The 15,349-nt window shown below is 36.1% G+C and carries 15 protein-coding genes; 4 read left to right on the plus strand and 11 right to left on the minus strand.

What is annotated here, in order from left to right:
• Window positions 1–77: 77 nt before the first annotated feature.
• The 10 genes from ACT5E3_RS14470 to ACT5E3_RS14515 all read right to left on the minus strand — a co-directional run bounded on the left by ACT5E3_RS14470 (window position 78) and on the right by ACT5E3_RS14515 (window position 10,270).
• Window positions 78–1,031: an AgmX/PglI C-terminal domain-containing protein gene (locus ACT5E3_RS14470; RefSeq protein ID WP_444994253.1), complete on the minus strand. Its 954-nt coding sequence runs from the start codon at window positions 1,029–1,031 to the stop codon at window positions 78–80.
• A 10-nt stretch (window positions 1,032–1,041) separates the two neighbouring features.
• Window positions 1,042–1,557: an ExbD/TolR family protein gene (locus ACT5E3_RS14475; RefSeq protein ID WP_444994254.1), complete on the minus strand. Its 516-nt coding sequence runs from the start codon at window positions 1,555–1,557 to the stop codon at window positions 1,042–1,044.
• Entirely contained in the window at window positions 1,554–2,102 is a 549-nt protein-coding gene (locus ACT5E3_RS14480) for an ExbD/TolR family protein (protein WP_444994255.1), read from the minus strand. Before ACT5E3_RS14480 ends, ACT5E3_RS14475 begins: the two co-directional genes overlap by 4 nt.
• A 45-nt stretch (window positions 2,103–2,147) precedes the next feature.
• A complete protein-coding gene (locus tag ACT5E3_RS14485) occupies window positions 2,148–2,882 on the minus strand; it encodes a MotA/TolQ/ExbB proton channel family protein (protein WP_444994256.1) in 735 nt (244 codons plus the stop codon).
• Between the two features lie 138 nt (window positions 2,883–3,020).
• Window positions 3,021–3,344 carry a hypothetical protein gene (locus ACT5E3_RS14490; RefSeq protein WP_444994257.1) on the minus strand — a complete coding sequence of 108 codons (324 nt, stop codon included), beginning with the start codon at window positions 3,342–3,344 and terminating at the stop codon, window positions 3,021–3,023.
• Window positions 3,345–3,360: 16 nt separating this feature from the next.
• Complete coding sequence (locus tag ACT5E3_RS14495) at window positions 3,361–4,035, minus strand: tetratricopeptide repeat protein (protein WP_444994258.1); 675 nt, start codon at window positions 4,033–4,035, stop codon at window positions 3,361–3,363.
• Entirely contained in the window at window positions 4,019–6,901 is a 2,883-nt protein-coding gene (locus tag ACT5E3_RS14500; RefSeq protein WP_444994259.1) for a tetratricopeptide repeat protein, read from the minus strand. The genes ACT5E3_RS14495 and ACT5E3_RS14500 overlap by 17 nt, the downstream gene beginning before the upstream one ends.
• A gap of 4 nt (window positions 6,902–6,905) precedes the next feature.
• Window positions 6,906–8,915, minus strand: a complete 2,010-nt coding sequence (locus ACT5E3_RS14505; RefSeq protein ID WP_444994260.1) for a tetratricopeptide repeat protein — start codon at window positions 8,913–8,915, stop codon at window positions 6,906–6,908.
• A gap of 10 nt (window positions 8,916–8,925) precedes the next feature.
• Window positions 8,926–9,441: an AraC family transcriptional regulator gene (locus ACT5E3_RS14510; RefSeq protein ID WP_444994261.1), complete on the minus strand. Its 516-nt coding sequence runs from the start codon at window positions 9,439–9,441 to the stop codon at window positions 8,926–8,928.
• Between the two features lie 346 nt (window positions 9,442–9,787).
• Entirely contained in the window at window positions 9,788–10,270 is a 483-nt protein-coding gene (locus ACT5E3_RS14515; protein ID WP_444994262.1) for a TlpA family protein disulfide reductase, read from the minus strand.
• A 314-nt stretch (window positions 10,271–10,584) separates the two neighbouring features.
• Between ACT5E3_RS14515 and ACT5E3_RS14520 the strand changes: the two genes are divergently transcribed.
• Complete coding sequence (locus tag ACT5E3_RS14520; protein WP_444994263.1) at window positions 10,585–12,330, plus strand: hypothetical protein; 1,746 nt, start codon at window positions 10,585–10,587, stop codon at window positions 12,328–12,330.
• On the opposite strand, the gene ACT5E3_RS14525 is transcribed toward ACT5E3_RS14520, so the two are convergent.
• Window positions 12,308–13,504, minus strand: a complete 1,197-nt coding sequence (locus ACT5E3_RS14525; protein WP_444994264.1) for a YihY family inner membrane protein — start codon at window positions 13,502–13,504, stop codon at window positions 12,308–12,310. The genes ACT5E3_RS14520 and ACT5E3_RS14525 overlap by 23 nt on opposite strands.
• A 66-nt stretch (window positions 13,505–13,570) precedes the next feature.
• Here ACT5E3_RS14525 and arsC point away from each other — a divergent pair, with 66 nt between their 5' ends.
• The 3 genes from arsC to ACT5E3_RS14540 are packed head-to-tail and all read left to right on the plus strand — an operon-like array spanning window position 13,571 to window position 14,930.
• Window positions 13,571–13,921: an arsenate reductase (glutaredoxin) gene (gene arsC, locus ACT5E3_RS14530; RefSeq protein WP_444994265.1), complete on the plus strand. Its 351-nt coding sequence runs from the start codon at window positions 13,571–13,573 to the stop codon at window positions 13,919–13,921.
• A 17-nt stretch (window positions 13,922–13,938) separates the two neighbouring features.
• Window positions 13,939–14,541, plus strand: coding sequence for an NAD(P)H:quinone oxidoreductase (wrbA, locus tag ACT5E3_RS14535; RefSeq protein ID WP_444994266.1), 603 nt, complete (start codon window positions 13,939–13,941; stop codon window positions 14,539–14,541).
• Window positions 14,538–14,930: a DUF2069 domain-containing protein gene (locus tag ACT5E3_RS14540; RefSeq protein WP_444994267.1), complete on the plus strand. Its 393-nt coding sequence runs from the start codon at window positions 14,538–14,540 to the stop codon at window positions 14,928–14,930. Before wrbA ends, ACT5E3_RS14540 begins: the two co-directional genes overlap by 4 nt.
• The last annotated feature ends 419 nt before the right edge of the window (window positions 14,931–15,349 follow it).

Genomic DNA, 15,349 nt, shown 5'->3' on the forward strand with positions numbered 1-15,349 from the left:
GTACTGAGTGTTTAACTGTAATCACCTAATCTTAAAACGATTATAAAGATTAGTGAGAAACAATGAACACAGCTGTTTTAGCTATTAGGCAAGAAGTTAATCAAATAAGTGCTATTCCAAACGGTAACATCCATAGCCCCAAATTTAATTCGTTTTATTCTAGCAACCAACCTTTTCTCTAATGCCGGGTTATTCAATTCACTCGACTCAATGGAACATTTGGAGACTGTACCATTGGGCAATATGGTGAGTCTAAAGTTGACTCGGCCTTGCAACCCTGGGTCTTTTCTAAGTGCTCGATGGTATAAAGCAAAAATGGCTTGTTTGTGTTTTTCAAATCCTAGTTGAATGTTTTCTGAACTTCTAACGGCATTACCCGAACGGGTTTTACGCTTAGTATTTTCGACAGCGTTGCCTATTTCACTTTTGACTTTAGTGGTATTTTGTCCAGCCAAAGTACCAGTACCAGATGATCGGCTGGCTGTAGCTACTTTAATTCCCCCACTACCCTGTGTGGCTTTTTTTGTAATAATAGGACGAGTAACAGTGGCCGCTTGACCAGTATCATTGGATAAACTCTGGTTTTTCCTTAAGTCTTGCATATCATCGGGATCCCGCAGATCCGCAAGCGCATCAAAAACAGCAATATGTTTTTTAGCCACTTCTTTGGCAGTTTTCTTTACCTCAGGTTTCTTTTCCTCGGGCTTTTTTTCCTCAGGTTTCTTCTCTTCTTTTTTCTCAGGCTCTTTTTTTTCTTCCTCTGGCTTTTTTTCTTCTTCTTTCTTTACCTCTGGAGGCGGAGGCGGCTTAACGACTTTTTTCTGTTCTAGCACCATTTTTACCAATCTGGGCGGTATAGTTGTTTGTATATTTCTGGGCTTTTCAATCGGAATAAAGGGAATAATGATGCTTAGCAACAAACAGGTAACTAACAAACTCACCAAAATCCGCTTAAAGCGCCGCGATTCCTCAGGATCTGATTCCCAAGGTAATATTGGTGTAACAGCCGATCTTAATAAATAACTCGCCATATTTTACCTGTCACCTTGTTCCTGAATTATCATTTTTAGAGTCAGCTCGTTTCATAACCGCCATCGATATATTGGTATAATTAGCCTGACTCAACGTCGATAATATTTTTCGCAACAGTTTATAAGGTATCTGTTTGTCCCCCATAACAGTTACATCCAGTCCATCTTCAGCCTGAGTTTGTTGCCAACTATTTTGAGACTGCAGAGCCATTTCTTTGAGTAATGCAGGAATAACAGTCTTATCATCAGCCATAACAGAACTCACTGACGCTATCACTCGGCCTTGAACTAGAATTTGCTGATTGTTCACCAAAACAATAACTGTTTCTTTAGGTAGTTGTTGGGCTGTAGATTCGGGCAATTGAATCGCTTTACTACTTGGCAACTGTTGTACATTAGAAGAATTAACCAGCAAGAAAAAAACCAGAATAGTAAAAATATCCATTAATGAAACCAGGTTTAATCCACCGGTTCCAAACCGCTTATGATGCCGTTCCATTCGAGCCGCACGATAAGATTTTTTCATTGTTTACCTCCTTGCTTAGAAGAAGGAGTTTCCGGCGGCGCATCGCCCATTGATATATTAGGGAACAACTCTCCTTGAATAACATTCCCATATTCGTCTAATTCTCTCTCTTCCCTAACAATCAAACGAACAGCATCCATCGTTTGTACTAGCGTGTCATACTCGGTGTCCATTTCCATCAGTAATGTAACGCCCGTATCGGTATTAAACTCAGGATTGGCTTTCACTTGTTGTAAAAACTCATTAAGCCCAACATAATCATAACCATCTGCCGTACTCTCAATTCGCTTTAACAAACCAGAGTTTCTTTCTAAAACATCAAATTTATCTTTTCTAATAACCACTTCTAAAGCTTTTGGTGGCTCTTCTTCATTCGGTATTTCTTCACTCACACCAGTAGGTAAGTTTAAATTTAAAATAGAAACCTGAGAAAAAACTGCCGTTATTAATAAAAAAGGGACAAGCACTACCATCAAATTCATGAAAGCAGTAATATTTAACTCTGCGTTGTTTTCTCTTAGTCTTTTCGATTTGCGTCGAAACATGAAGACACCCGTAAATAAACTTTAAAATTGAGTCAAACGACTTGATTAACCATTTCTAACCGGTGCCTTGGTTTTTGCTGGTTCATTTGGTCTAGCATCACGAATTAAATTCACAAATTTAACCGAAGCCATTTCTATGCTATCCACTATTTCAGTGGTTTTGGTTTGCAAAAAAGTAAAAGCCAGTAATAACGGAATTGCAGCCATCAAGCCGAAAGCAGTGGTATTCATCGCTATAGAGATACTGGCAGATAATATATTGGCCTTTTCTGCAGGATCGACATTAGCAACAGCAGTAAATGCTTTTATTAAGCCTAAAATAGTTCCTAATAAACCTAATAACGTTGCGATATTGGCAAAAGTAGCTAGATAAGGAGTTCTCTTTTCTAAGCGTGGTAATATTTCCATTAACCCCTCTTCCATTGCCATTTCTAAATCATCATGACGCCTTCCTTTTCCTACCTTTGAAAGACCATAAGCTAATATTCGACCTATTGCCGACTTAGAGTTTGAAGCTACATCTAAAGCTTGACGGAAGTTACCTTGGTTTAAAATAGGTAATAATCTTTTCCACGCTAGTTGGTTTTTAACTTTTATCATATTAAGAAAAATGAAGCGTTCTACAGCAATAGCCAAACCAAAGATGAAAACAATCATGATTGGATACATGAAAGCCCCACCATCTTGGAAAAAACTTATAATAACTGAAAATAAACCAGGATCTGATTGCCCGGCAGCAGACAGCAGTTGGTTAGCGTTGGCAGTTTGATCTTGAGCCATGTTAGTCCCCTAGAAGGCTGGTTAATAATATTTATTAAGATAAATTAAAAATTGTGGAGCTACGAGTTGATGCCCATATTCCAGTATAGCTATTTTTTACACCATAATAGCTGTAATAGTTTACATAATCCATAGTTGCTATTGAACCTGTCCAGCATTTGCTGTTGGTTCAATACTTTTTGTTGTTAATTGATAATAAAACTTGACCTGCTTAGTAAAAACTTCTGGGTCAACGGGTGAATATATTTCATCAACTAAACGTGTAATTTCAGGTGGTGCTACTTGTGTTTTATTGCCTTTCCAAGGAATAATGTATAAAACATTAGGTAGATCTTTTGTACCTGTAACATTCATTCCTAATACTGTTTCTTCAATCTTTTCTGCTGCACTAACAACGGAACCAAACCCACCAAAAATATTTAACAATCCTATAATAAGTAAAAATTTTGAATAGTGCTTCATTTTTCACCCCTCTTAATTAGTTACCAGCTCGACGCTTTAAATCAATCAACCAACCTGCTACTTTTTTATCTTCGTCTTTGAGTAAGTCGAGATATTTTTGATAATGAACCTGCGCCAAAGATAAATCATATAAATAAATATCGGCTAAAATGCCTAAATTAATATGCGTATCAGGATGGTTAGGATAAATCTTTATCGAACTTAAATAAGCCTCTTTGGCTTTAGCAAAATCTCCTTTTTCTCGCAAAACCATTCCTTTTAAATTTAGAGCATAATAGTTATTTTGCTCTATCTTTAAACAGTTTTCGAGTGAAGACAATGCTTTATCATACTCTTTAGTCTCATAATAAATTTTTGCTAAACGATAGCTTGGTCCCGATTGTTTAGGAAATTTAGTGTTCAGTTGTATTAGTTTTGCAATTGCTTTTGCCTGACTAGACTTAAGTGCGCTGACTACTTCATCGTATCCTTTAACTAACTCTAACGGTATTTCTCGTTTCATCGGATCGTTAATTGACTCATTAACTTTACCATCCGGTTTAGAAGACTGAGTTTTATCATTAATTTCTGCTTGCTCTGCTTTTTTGGCCTGTTCAGGTAACGGCTTTTTATCTAAAGTAGAACAAGCTGAAAGTACACTTATTAAAAAGACAGTCGTAAAAAACGAAATTTTCTTAGAAGGTAACAGCATTAAAAGCCTCCAATCTTTCTCGTTTATCATACTGAACCGGTTTTAATTTGCGAAGTGCATCAATACTCGCCTTAACCGATTCATCATAGATGTTATTAGTTGTCCTTTGTGCATTTACTTCATAATAATTTATTGCTTTATCTTCAAATGGTAACGCTTGATCTTCAAGTAGATAACCATATTCCTCGAGTTCATCTTCATTTAACCCTTTAGGCTTTTGTGAAGCCATTAAGTCATCCGATAATATTTGGTAAATTCTTGCTACTTTATGCGTGCTTGCAGTCGTAAACTTTGCAACTTCATACTTCGCAATAGCATTATAAGCAGCCAAAGCTTTTTTCATCGCAGCTCGTTTTTTCTTAAGGTTAGGCGCTAGAGGTAATTTCAGCTTAATTCGTTGATATTGAATAAATAAATTTTCACTTAAGTGATACTTTGATTCGGCAGCTAAAAAAGCCGTTCTGGTGTTATTTTGCTTTTTATCTTTAGCATAAAACTCAACTATTTTCTGACGCCAAAAATCGCGTTTTTGTTTATCTCCAGAAGATTCATAAAGCCCAACTAGATGGTAACGTCCCTCTTGAGCGAGTAAATAAGGTGACGGATATTTCCAAACATAGTTTTTAAATGCCTCAATCGCTTTAGTCTTGTTACCCGCTTTTAAATAAAGATCGGCTACTCGCCAAAAGCCCTCTCTTGCTAACTCAGGATCTTTTTGCCCAGCAGCTAGCCGGGTATATTCTGATGCTGCTTTATTCCAATTTTTTTGTTTCTCATAAACTAAAGCTAATTTTTCAGGTATTGACTGGCTTAGAGGGTGTTTTGGATATCCTCTTCTAAAAGACTCTAATAGGCTAGCAGCTTCAGACCACTTTTCTATTTGTAGTAATAATGTAGCCGCATCAAAATGTGCATTTATCGCTACCTTTAGATTAGGTTCGAGTCGTTTCACTTTTAAGAAAAGCTCAATAGCTTCATTAGTTCGTTTTTCTTTTCTGGCTGAATCAGCTAACTGATAAATCGCCTCAACACGGCGATTTCTAAAATTGAGCTGTTGTTGTTTTGTTAACTTAACCTTCGTTAACAGCTCACTTATAGCTACCTCTGCTTTTGCATATTGTTTTAAATCAAACAAGCCATTTGCAATAATGATATACGCTCTTTCGCGTTGTTTGCGCGTTAATTTTGCTGGTAACAGTAAAAGCTTATTGCTGGAGTTTATAGCGCCCTGGACATCACTAATCATTAACTGCTGCTCGGCAACCCTGGCTAATATTTCGGCCGCTTTGGGATCTTTGGGAAATGACTCACTAAACTTAGTACCACTTTGAATTGATGGTAAAAGCTTTTCTAATTGAGTTGCAGTTTTTGGATATTTAATTGCCTGATATGCTAATAATGCTCGATAACCAGCATCTCTTGAGTACTGACTTTTAACATTAACATAGCCTACTGTTTCAAATTCCTTTGCAGCTTGTTCAAGTTGACCTCCATCAAATAAAGCTTCAGCTAACGCAAACCGATATTGCGAATCAATTTGTGGATCACTAAACGTCAGTAATATTTCACGATACCATTTAGCTGCGACCAAATAATCTGTAGACTTTTTAGTTTTTTGAGCATTGGCATGGTAAAACTTAGAAATGTCATCTAAATGAACTCTCAATAAAACTTTAAGATCTTCAATAACTTTACCTTTATATTTATTCCAAAAGGCACTATTTCGACCATAGGTTACGACAAAGCTTTCTTTTGCAGGTAGAATTAAACTAGGAAAACCACCTTTCTTATAGATATCAATAACTTTAGTATGAAATTCAGGTGCAGATAGCGATACAGGATGTTGTTTAATAAAACCAAGATAGGTGTCTGCGGCATCTTGAAATCGCTCTTGTTCAATATATAAATTAGCTAAAGCATCATATATTTGATCTTCAAAAGTCTGTGCACCATTAACCTTAAAATACTCACGAATAGAAGCTGCGCCATCTTGGTTATAAAATGACAGACTAATTACTCGGCGGGTATCGTTGACTAAATCATTGAGTAATTTATTTTGGCTATTTCCAACTTTTTGTTGATGTAATAGTCGCTCATACAAAGTAAAAAAATCTTTTTGTGCTTCAGTAAACAAACTTTGTTTAAAGAAAGACCAACCTCTCTTATAAAGCGCTTTATCGTAATACTCAGTGTTCACACCTTTCTCAACAACATCTCCATAAGCTTGTTCTGCTACACGGTAATCTTTACGCACAAAATAAGCTTCACCCCTTCTAAACTGGCTTTCAAGATAAGATAAAGATTCCACATGAGTTACGGCAATTTGATCGAGTATTTGCAGCGAAGATTCGGGCTCACTATTGAGAGAGTAAGCTCTCGCCAATTGATATTTAACTTCATCTATAGAAGAATATTCTGGAAACTCCTTGACCAATTCTTCATATAAAGAAATGGCTTTTGAAAAGCTTGCATTAGCTACTGCAGGCGTTAAATTAGTTTGTTCACCTTCTTCTTCACGTCCCATCTTTGCTTCAGCTAAACGCATCGTTAAGTCGGCTAATCGATGCAGTGCTTCTTTACGAATTTCAGGGTTTCCGCGAGTTAAAAGTCGTTGATAACTTTCAATAACAACTTCTGGCTCTATCGACTCTATTGCAGATGTTTCAACTTCAACAATGTTATTTGTATCAATAAATTTAACTCTTGGATCAACATCAACAGGTTTTAATTCATTGATTGGCACTATACGCTTAATATTTGCACAAGCAGTAATTATAATTAGCAACACTGTCAAAAATATTAAGCGATAAACTTTCGCTAAATCACGCCAGTCCAATCGAGTATTTAATGAAATCAGAGTTGACATATTCTTAATCTAACTCCGGAATTTTAACGGCTTGTTCATGTAGCCGAGCCACAGAAAGATCCGATTGTAATAAGTAATAATCAAGCGTCGCTTTTCGTTTGTTTAATACCGCTATTATTTGAGACTTTAATTCTTCTGCCTGCAATTCAATTTGGACTTTTATTTTATCACGTAACCCTAATAATTGAGCCGTTGCAGCATCAACTTTATCTTGATAACCATTAAACCGTATTTCCGCATTAGCTCTTGCATTAGCTAAAGATACTTTTCTTGTACGCATCTCTTCAATAATAACTTTTATCTGATTAGCCGCTTTTTCCAATCTCCATATTTTAGCCGTTTTACCTTCTTCTAACTGCCACTGCAATACACCTTTAGCCCGGTTAGCTTTTATTCTTTGATCATTTGTTAATAATTCATCTGGTATGATGGCAAGTTTATCAAACATCGATTGAACTCTATTGTGAATTTTTAGCTGCTTACTGTTTGCCAATAAATGTAATTTCTGGTTATTCTTTAATTGTTTAATATCCTCGTCTAACTCAGCTAATTTTTGTTCATATTGAACAAAAGAGCCTTCCATTAAATAACGATCAACTAAAGGAATTTTTTCTTCGAAACGCAGCTCATTCGCTTTCAATATATCACTAAATGCAGGTAGCTGACTTTCCCAATAAGACAATATTTGTGACAGTTTGCCTAACTTTTGATAACTACGAAATCCTTCATTAAATTGATGTTGAGAAACTAATTCGTACAAATAATAGTCATACTTATCACCAAATAAAGCAGAGTCTTGTATTCCATCATCATTAATCAACGATGGGGCATTACTGACAATTTTACTCACAAAAGACTCAATCAAATCTTCTTGTTGTATTTTCAATAATAAGCTGTCAATAAGAACGATTTGTTGTTGAAATACATCTGATGCAGCAGCATAGTTATCTAAAGATAGCTGCATTGAGTTCAACTTTTGATAGGCATATGGAATTGCAAGCAGAACTTCTTGTACAGCAATGTCACGAATATCTCTTTTACTTAATTCGGTCCAATGTGCTAGTGCTTTTTTAAAATTACCTTGCTCGCCATAACTCCACCCCATTCCTAATAGCGCTTTATTTGATGATGGAGAAGTCAACCGAACTTGTTGTAAATAAAGACGCGCTTTTTCAAAAGACTTATGTGATAAATGATAATATCCAAGGGCTACATTTGCTTTATCTTGCAAACTTTTTACGACTTTATCTTCAGTATAACTCGGATGTATGTTCGTTAATTGAAGCAAAGCTTGCTCAAGATTTTTTTCTCTTAACCAAAGAATACCAAGATTAAACCGACTCATTGAAGCCAACTGTGAGTCTTGACTTATTTTTCCCAACCAACTTCTTGCTTTTTCTTTATCCCCCAAATATAAAGCTAAATTGCTTAGCATTATTAGACATTCATCTTTAAGTTCAATGTCTAATAAATCAACAATACGAGAAAGTCTAAACTCAGCTTGTTTAAAATCTCCTTGTCTGTAATGCAACTTGCCAAGATAAAACTCAATTTTTGAAAATAAGCCCGTTTTTAAATCTTCTTCCGTCAGCAACTCATTAAAAATTCTTTGAGCATAGGTTAGCATTCCTAAATCTAAATAAATAACGCCTGATAGTAATCGGGCACTCTGTGAATGATTGGGTAAACCATTTTTTTTCTCTGCAACCAAAATACCATTTAGTGCTTTAATTGGTTCACCACGATAATAATCAAATAAAATATTCCCATAAGCTAAATCCTCAATAATAACAGGCTTCTTAATATCTTCTTTTTTTACTGAAGAAGTACGCCCTTTTATCTCTTTTTGCTTAGAGGGACTTGTAGTGGGGTTTTGTTCTGATAATTCAGCTTCAGACAAAATAGTGGCGGCTTCGACTCTTGCGCCCGCAAGCAACATGAAAACAACAGCAATGCTGATGCATGTTTTTAAATTCAAAGCCAACATTAGACGAATAAACAACTTGGTAGACATCAAATTTTTCTTACCATTCAACAATGTTGAGGCTAGGCTGCTGCTTAGTAGTGTCGTCTCTCAACTGTATTTCTAAAGCTTTAGCTTCACTGCCTTTTTTGAAATCAAATGCAATCGCTCTACGATATTCTCTGTTGTGTGGGCCCTTCCCAATAACAATGGCAACAACTTGGTGATCGCCTGTGCTTAAGTTACCTAAATAAACCTTTTGAATTGCCCCTCGATGTAGCGCATCAATATCATTTTCTGTATATAAATAGTGCACAACATCTTTATCATCTATTTTTAATTTCACATTATCTAATGCAAAAAAATGCCCAATATCAACAGAAAGATAAACCGCTACCTGAGTTGAAGCAGGAAACAACAGGTCTTCTTCTAAAATAAACAGATCTCTATTAACGCTGAGTACTTCTTTCTTTAGAGACTCTAACTTGGCAGCTGTTGTTTGCTCTTCTTCTGCCGAACAGGAGAAATGAGCAAATGCGCCAGCAATAATGACTAAGATACTGATAATAGTTTTCATTCGTATACAACAGTTTTGCATAATTTAATCTACTTTTATTACCTATATTGATTACTGGCAAATAATGAAAAAATGCACTCTCTCTAACACCAGTATATTTTCGATAAGCTATCAATAGTAAGATATCAATCAACATTAATAGCGAATAACACCAATGAACGCCAGTAATGTTTTTAACTTTATTCTGAATTCAAGATACCCACTGTGAATAGTGAGATCAATTAAAATATCAAACTTTTTTACTTATCAATGTCATAACGCGTAAAAATTTTATCGCATTAACAAATGAAATAATCAATACCAGTCCTCATTTTACACCTGACCAACCTATTGAAATCAGTTAAATTTAGTTTTTTATTGGTTTTTTGGCTAAATGGATGGCATAACTTAAAGATTCATAGTCCTGTTTACCAACTAACGTTTTGACAACTTCACCATCAGGGTTTAACAAATAATTGGTTGGTAAAGTGGGAGGTAAATCAAATGGCAGTATTGGCACAGGCTCTGTTGCTATAACCGGGTAACCAATCTTCCACTTAGTTACAACATGACGTAATTGCTCAAGCGATAGTGGATCATAGCTAACTCCTATCACCTTTACATTGAGCTCATTTCCAGCACTAGACAACTGATTTAAAGCAGGAACTTCTTCCAAACAAGGCGCACACCATTCTGCCCAAAAGTTAATAACAACCCATTGACCAGAAAAATCATCTAAAGTATGTGTTTGGCCATCCAAAAGTGTAAACTGACCATTTTGGCTACATCCAGTCACAATAAAACAGAGAGTGATTAGAATTCTACTAAAAAAATATGCTATAGTTTTCATAAGTTCCGGTGATTTGCCTTGTGATATCGTATTGATTTTGAATAATTTTTAATAGTACAATTCTAGAAAATTAATATTCATAATCGTTTAAAAAACAAACAATACGCCACCACAACAGTTTGTTTAAATCATCTATTATGAAAATTAGGTGTAATTGTTTGGACTTAAGCGAATGACAAATAAACAAATTTTATCCATTTGTCTTTAATATATCGCTTTTCACTCATAATAATACACAGCAAGGCGAAAGGCACGACAACCTTGTATTAAAGTTTTGTTAACTAATTCATTATTGGAGACTGACAAGTAGTATCATGGATAGCCTTAGATTAACCATTCCATCTCAACAAGAAGGACAACATATTCTGGTTGAGACTGACAAAGCAAAGTTATCCGAATGGTTGCTTTCTTTACCCTTGGCTGACATGTCTAAAACATTGCCTGAAATCACTCGTGCAATATCAAGTTTAAATCGTACAGAAATGCCTTATAAACAAAGAGCTGAACTTGTTGAGCTTTTTGACTCTAGCTATCGACTTATACATGATAGATACCGTCCTAAATTTTCAGCGACCAGTAAAGCCAGTCAATTAGAAATAGAAAATGTTGAAAAGCTACACAACTTTTCACGAGAAATGGCTTTCGCCCATAAAATTATTGTTAATGACTGTCAGCATAAAAGACAGTTATGGGGTAAAAATAAATTTAAAATCAAAGCAACAGCATTTGCTATTTTTTACTTAGGCATAATGCTCATCGAGCAGTATGAAGTTTATACGCCTGTGCCCATTTACCTTTGGCGAGAAATCAATGCGCTTTTTGCGAGTGCAGGACGAGACAATATAGAGCATATTGAACTTGATACAGGTAGTTCTCTTTGTTTACCTACTATCGAACGCAACTATATTCGTAACTGTTTGATAGCTCTCTCTGATCCTTATCACTTAGATAAAGGTGAACATTGGCAAATTTTTTATTATTTACAAAATTGGGGACATTTAGCCCGTATATCTGAAGATCCTGATGATTTTAGAAAAGAAGAGTGCTTTATTATTGACGTCACCTCTGAAAACAAACCTAATTTTGTAACCAGTGAGTTAGATGATCCAGAAGATCCTAAAATAAGACTCTTATTGACATTCGACTTGCTACGCCAAGTTAACTTTGATTTAGAAACTTTTGAAGAAAAAAATAAACTTCCAGAAAAAACGTTTCATCGTTCAATTACATTCACTTCTGCTAAATATCTTTGGGAACATTTATCTAAGCATTGGCGACATAGAATCGAGCGCAACTCCAGACGTTACCCTATAGTCACTAAAGTTGATGTTATTTGGGGAATTGATGATATAACGAGGGTACTTGGTCGAACAGAACAAAATGGACGTAAACCACTGACTTTTGACGAAATATCAGCTTTAACCGAAATTAAATCTCAAGAAGAACTATCATGGGACGCAATCAATGTAAGTAGTGGTGGAATAGGTCTTTGTTCACGACAATACATGATCCCACATATCAAACTTGGCAATCTGGCTTTTATTCGTGAGTATATGGATGGCAGCCCGGCTCCTCACTGGCGCTTAGCCGTTTGTCGCTGGCACACAGGTGATAAAAATAATGGAACTATGTTGGGTCTAAAATACATCGAAGGTCGATACCATCCTGTCAGACTGATACTGTATCAAGGTAAAAATGAAAAAGGTGGTCAGCCAGGTATTGTTGTCTCCGACGCCGTTGTAGAGGGAAGTAACTCATCAACAATTATTACTTCGAGAGGTTCACATAGAGATAACCGCGTTTACGCCATGCTAGGCATGGATAAACCAGTAGAAGTTCGTCCGAGGTTAAAAGTTGAAGTTACTCCTTGTGTGGAACGCTTTTTCTTTCAAACTTATGAACTGAGAGATGAGCTTGCCGAAGAAGTCCAAGATGAAGTTTCTGATGTTATTCCGTGGACAGCTATTCCTCATGAAAAAGGCAATATCAATGATGAATTTGATATCGACAATAACAAACCCAACAGCCTTGATGACCTTAGATTACCTGGTGATCTTTAAGCTGTGATTGGGTAGAGGTAATAATCGCTATTACCTCCTGTTTATTTTTTTCAGGTAAATTACTCTGATTAATTTGTTCCAAAACAGGAAATTGACGGCCCACTAAATTAAAAATCATTTGATAATCAAGCTTGCTTGCATTTGAAATTAAACAATAGGTTTGTTCTTGAGTTCGAGCAATAACTTGTGAATCAATCAAGGTTTGTATCCATCCTACATTTAATTTCTGTTTATTTTTCTGCATGCCTAATTGCTTAAGTTGCGTATCATCAACCAGTTCGCCATTTTTCTGGGCCTCGGCAAAATGAAGTAGTATTTCAACAACTTCGATAAATGGATGTTGATTAATACTTTGCTCTTCCAGCTCAAATGCAGCTAATGCATGACAAATTTCAGCCCCTAATAAAACAATCCCCCAACTTAAATAAATCCAAATTAAAAATAATGGAACCGCCGCTAAGGCTCCAAAAATTAACTGATAAGTTGATACACTCGAGACAAATAAACCAAAAGCAAACTTAGCAATTTCAAATAAAGCAGTTGTGATAAGTCCAGAAAGTGCTGCATGCCAAAAGAATATTTTACGATTAGGGATCACATAAAACATAACACTAAATGCCATCCCAGCCATCAAAAAAGGCAACCACAAGGTAAACCACTGACCATGCTCACCTACTACATCGGATATAATAGGTAGTGACTTAATATAAGAAGTAATAACCAAGCTAGAGCCTAAAAAAATAGGCCCTAAAGTCAATACAGCCCAATAAACCAGCAAAGTTCGAACTAATGACTTGGTTGATTTCACATGCCATATTTTGTTAAAACTTTGGTCAATTGTTCGCATTAAAGCTAGCGCAGTAACAATTAGCATTACGCTTCCCAGTCCCGATAACCCTCTCGCCTTACCAACAAACTCTTTGATGTAACTTTGTACCGTTTCTCCTGTGCTGGGAACAAAGTATTGATAAAGTATGCTTTGTAGCTGTTCACCTAAATTTTGAAAGCTTGGAATAAAAGCCAGCAAAGCCAGCACAACAGCAGTTAATGGAACCAAGGCTAGTAAACTAGTAACCGTTAATTCTGCGGCAATTGATGAGCATCGATTTTGAGAATATCGCTGAAATACATACGATATAAAAGCAAACAGGTATTTAATCCTTTCTTCTATCACAACTTAGCCCTAAAATAACCACCCTCTATGTTGAACAATACTACCGAACAAATAAGGTGATAACAAATGGCTAAGTTTACCATTTACCATAATCCAAGATGCTCTAAATCACGCCAAACATTAGAACTCCTCAATGACAATGGCGCAGATGTCGAAATCGTTGAATATTTAAAAAACCCTCCAACTGTTGAAGAGTTAACCAATGTACTCAGCGCACTTAAGCTTTCTCCACAGGAAGTCATGCGTAAAAAAGAAGCAGAGTATAAAGAGTCAGGATTAAACAACACTGACTTATCAGAAGAAGAACAAATCAAGTTGATGGTCGCATTTCCAAAAGTCATTGAACGCCCTATTGTTGTCAAAGGAAAAAAGGCAGTTGTTGGCAGACCGCCTGAAAATGTTTTAAAACTCTTTTAAAAGAGCCTTCGATAAACATGACAAAAGTACTGATTTTGTATTATTCCTCTGGTGGAAAAACCCAACAACTAGCTAACTTGATCGCCCGTGGTGTGGTAAAACAAAACGCAGAAGCGGTTATTCGAACCGTACCGACTGTTTCTAATAATATAGATACACCACAAAGTAGTGTTCCTGCTAATGGCGACATATATGCCTCTACTCAAGATTTAATCGATTGTGACGGACTAATTGTTGGTAGTCCTACCCGCTTCGGAAACATGGCCGCTTCATTAAAGCATTTTATCGATAGTACCAGTGAGTTATGGATGAATAGCCAACTAGCAGGTAAACCTGTTAGCTTCTTTACTTCAACAAGTAGCCTACATGGTGGCCAAGAATCCACTCTACTATCAATGATGCTGCCCTTTTTGCATCATGGTATGCTGATTTGCGGACTACCTTATAGTGAAACCGCTCTGTTGCACACACAAACCGGTGGAACACCATACGGCAGTAGCCACTGGTCGGGGCATAATAATGACAACCCTATTAGTGAGCATGAAAAAAAGCTTGCACTAGCTCAAGGTCAAAGGGTTGCCGTTTTAGCACAAAAATTAAAATCAGAACCGACGTTATGAGTACAAAACCCTTAACTTCACAAATGCTAATAGCCCATCGGTTAACATTACTGGGCTACTTTGGATTGATTTTGCTCGTCCCTATCTGGAACTTGCTATGGTTTCCGTCAGCCTCATTTAATAATGAAGTATTAACAGGCTTGTGGTTATTACCACTCCTATTTCCAGCAGTCGGTCTACTCAAAGGCAAAGCATACACACATGCTTGGTCAGGCTTTATCGCTGTTATCTATATTTGTCATGGTTTAACTTCGTTATTAACAAACCCTGATGAATTGAGTGCTATTTTATTAGAGTTAATTTTTTCCAGCTTATTTTTATTTGCGGGAATGTATTACGCAAAGTGGCGAGGTGAGCAACTAGGACTCCAGTTGCCAAAAAATCGTTAACTAATAGGTTTCAAATCTACAAAAAAACCTGACTTCAAATGCGCTTTATTAACTCTGCGAATAAAATCTCAAAAAATAATATGCAGAACAATTGACTGTCAACCTAATATTGAGTCGATATCAAGTTAGAGCGATTAATCTACTCAAAATAGCTGTTTTTCAGGAGTTTGGCCGAATATTGCTATTGATTGTCTGATTTTTAAAAGCATTTTTATTGGAGCTATATAAAATAACCGTCAATTATTTTTATTATAAAACTTTATTTAACAGAGGGAGCTGATGAAAGATATCCAATCAATGGTTTCACTCATACTCACTAATTTTTCACTCAATATATATTCTCAAAACAACAGGGTTCGACTGGAAGAAATGATTCTTTAAGTCATGTTCGTGGTGAACTGAATATTGAACAATCTAAA

It is taken from the genome of Aliikangiella litoralis (assembly GCF_052495765.1).

Bases quoted from the DNA above. Each gene is read 5' to 3' on its own strand.
- ACT5E3_RS14470 (WP_444994253.1), bottom strand. From the start codon at position 1,031: ATGGCGAGTTATTTATTAAGATCGGCTGTTACACCAATATTACCTTGG.
- ACT5E3_RS14475 (WP_444994254.1), bottom strand. From the start codon at position 1,557: ATGAAAAAATCTTATCGTGCGGCTCGAATGGAACGGCATCATAAGCGG.
- ACT5E3_RS14480 (WP_444994255.1), bottom strand. From the start codon at position 2,102: ATGTTTCGACGCAAATCGAAAAGACTAAGAGAAAACAACGCAGAGTTA.
- ACT5E3_RS14485 (WP_444994256.1), bottom strand. From the start codon at position 2,882: ATGGCTCAAGATCAAACTGCCAACGCTAACCAACTGCTGTCTGCTGCC.
- ACT5E3_RS14490 (WP_444994257.1), bottom strand. From the start codon at position 3,344: ATGAAGCACTATTCAAAATTTTTACTTATTATAGGATTGTTAAATATT.
- ACT5E3_RS14495 (WP_444994258.1), bottom strand. From the start codon at position 4,035: ATGCTGTTACCTTCTAAGAAAATTTCGTTTTTTACGACTGTCTTTTTA.
- ACT5E3_RS14500 (WP_444994259.1), bottom strand. From the start codon at position 6,901: ATGTCAACTCTGATTTCATTAAATACTCGATTGGACTGGCGTGATTTA.
- ACT5E3_RS14505 (WP_444994260.1), bottom strand. From the start codon at position 8,915: ATGTCTACCAAGTTGTTTATTCGTCTAATGTTGGCTTTGAATTTAAAA.
- ACT5E3_RS14510 (WP_444994261.1), bottom strand. From the start codon at position 9,441: ATGAAAACTATTATCAGTATCTTAGTCATTATTGCTGGCGCATTTGCT.
- ACT5E3_RS14515 (WP_444994262.1), bottom strand. From the start codon at position 10,270: ATGAAAACTATAGCATATTTTTTTAGTAGAATTCTAATCACTCTCTGT.
- ACT5E3_RS14520 (WP_444994263.1), top strand. From the start codon at position 10,585: ATGGATAGCCTTAGATTAACCATTCCATCTCAACAAGAAGGACAACAT.
- arsC (WP_444994265.1), top strand. From the start codon at position 13,571: ATGGCTAAGTTTACCATTTACCATAATCCAAGATGCTCTAAATCACGC.
- wrbA (WP_444994266.1), top strand. From the start codon at position 13,939: ATGACAAAAGTACTGATTTTGTATTATTCCTCTGGTGGAAAAACCCAA.
- ACT5E3_RS14540 (WP_444994267.1), top strand. From the start codon at position 14,538: ATGAGTACAAAACCCTTAACTTCACAAATGCTAATAGCCCATCGGTTA.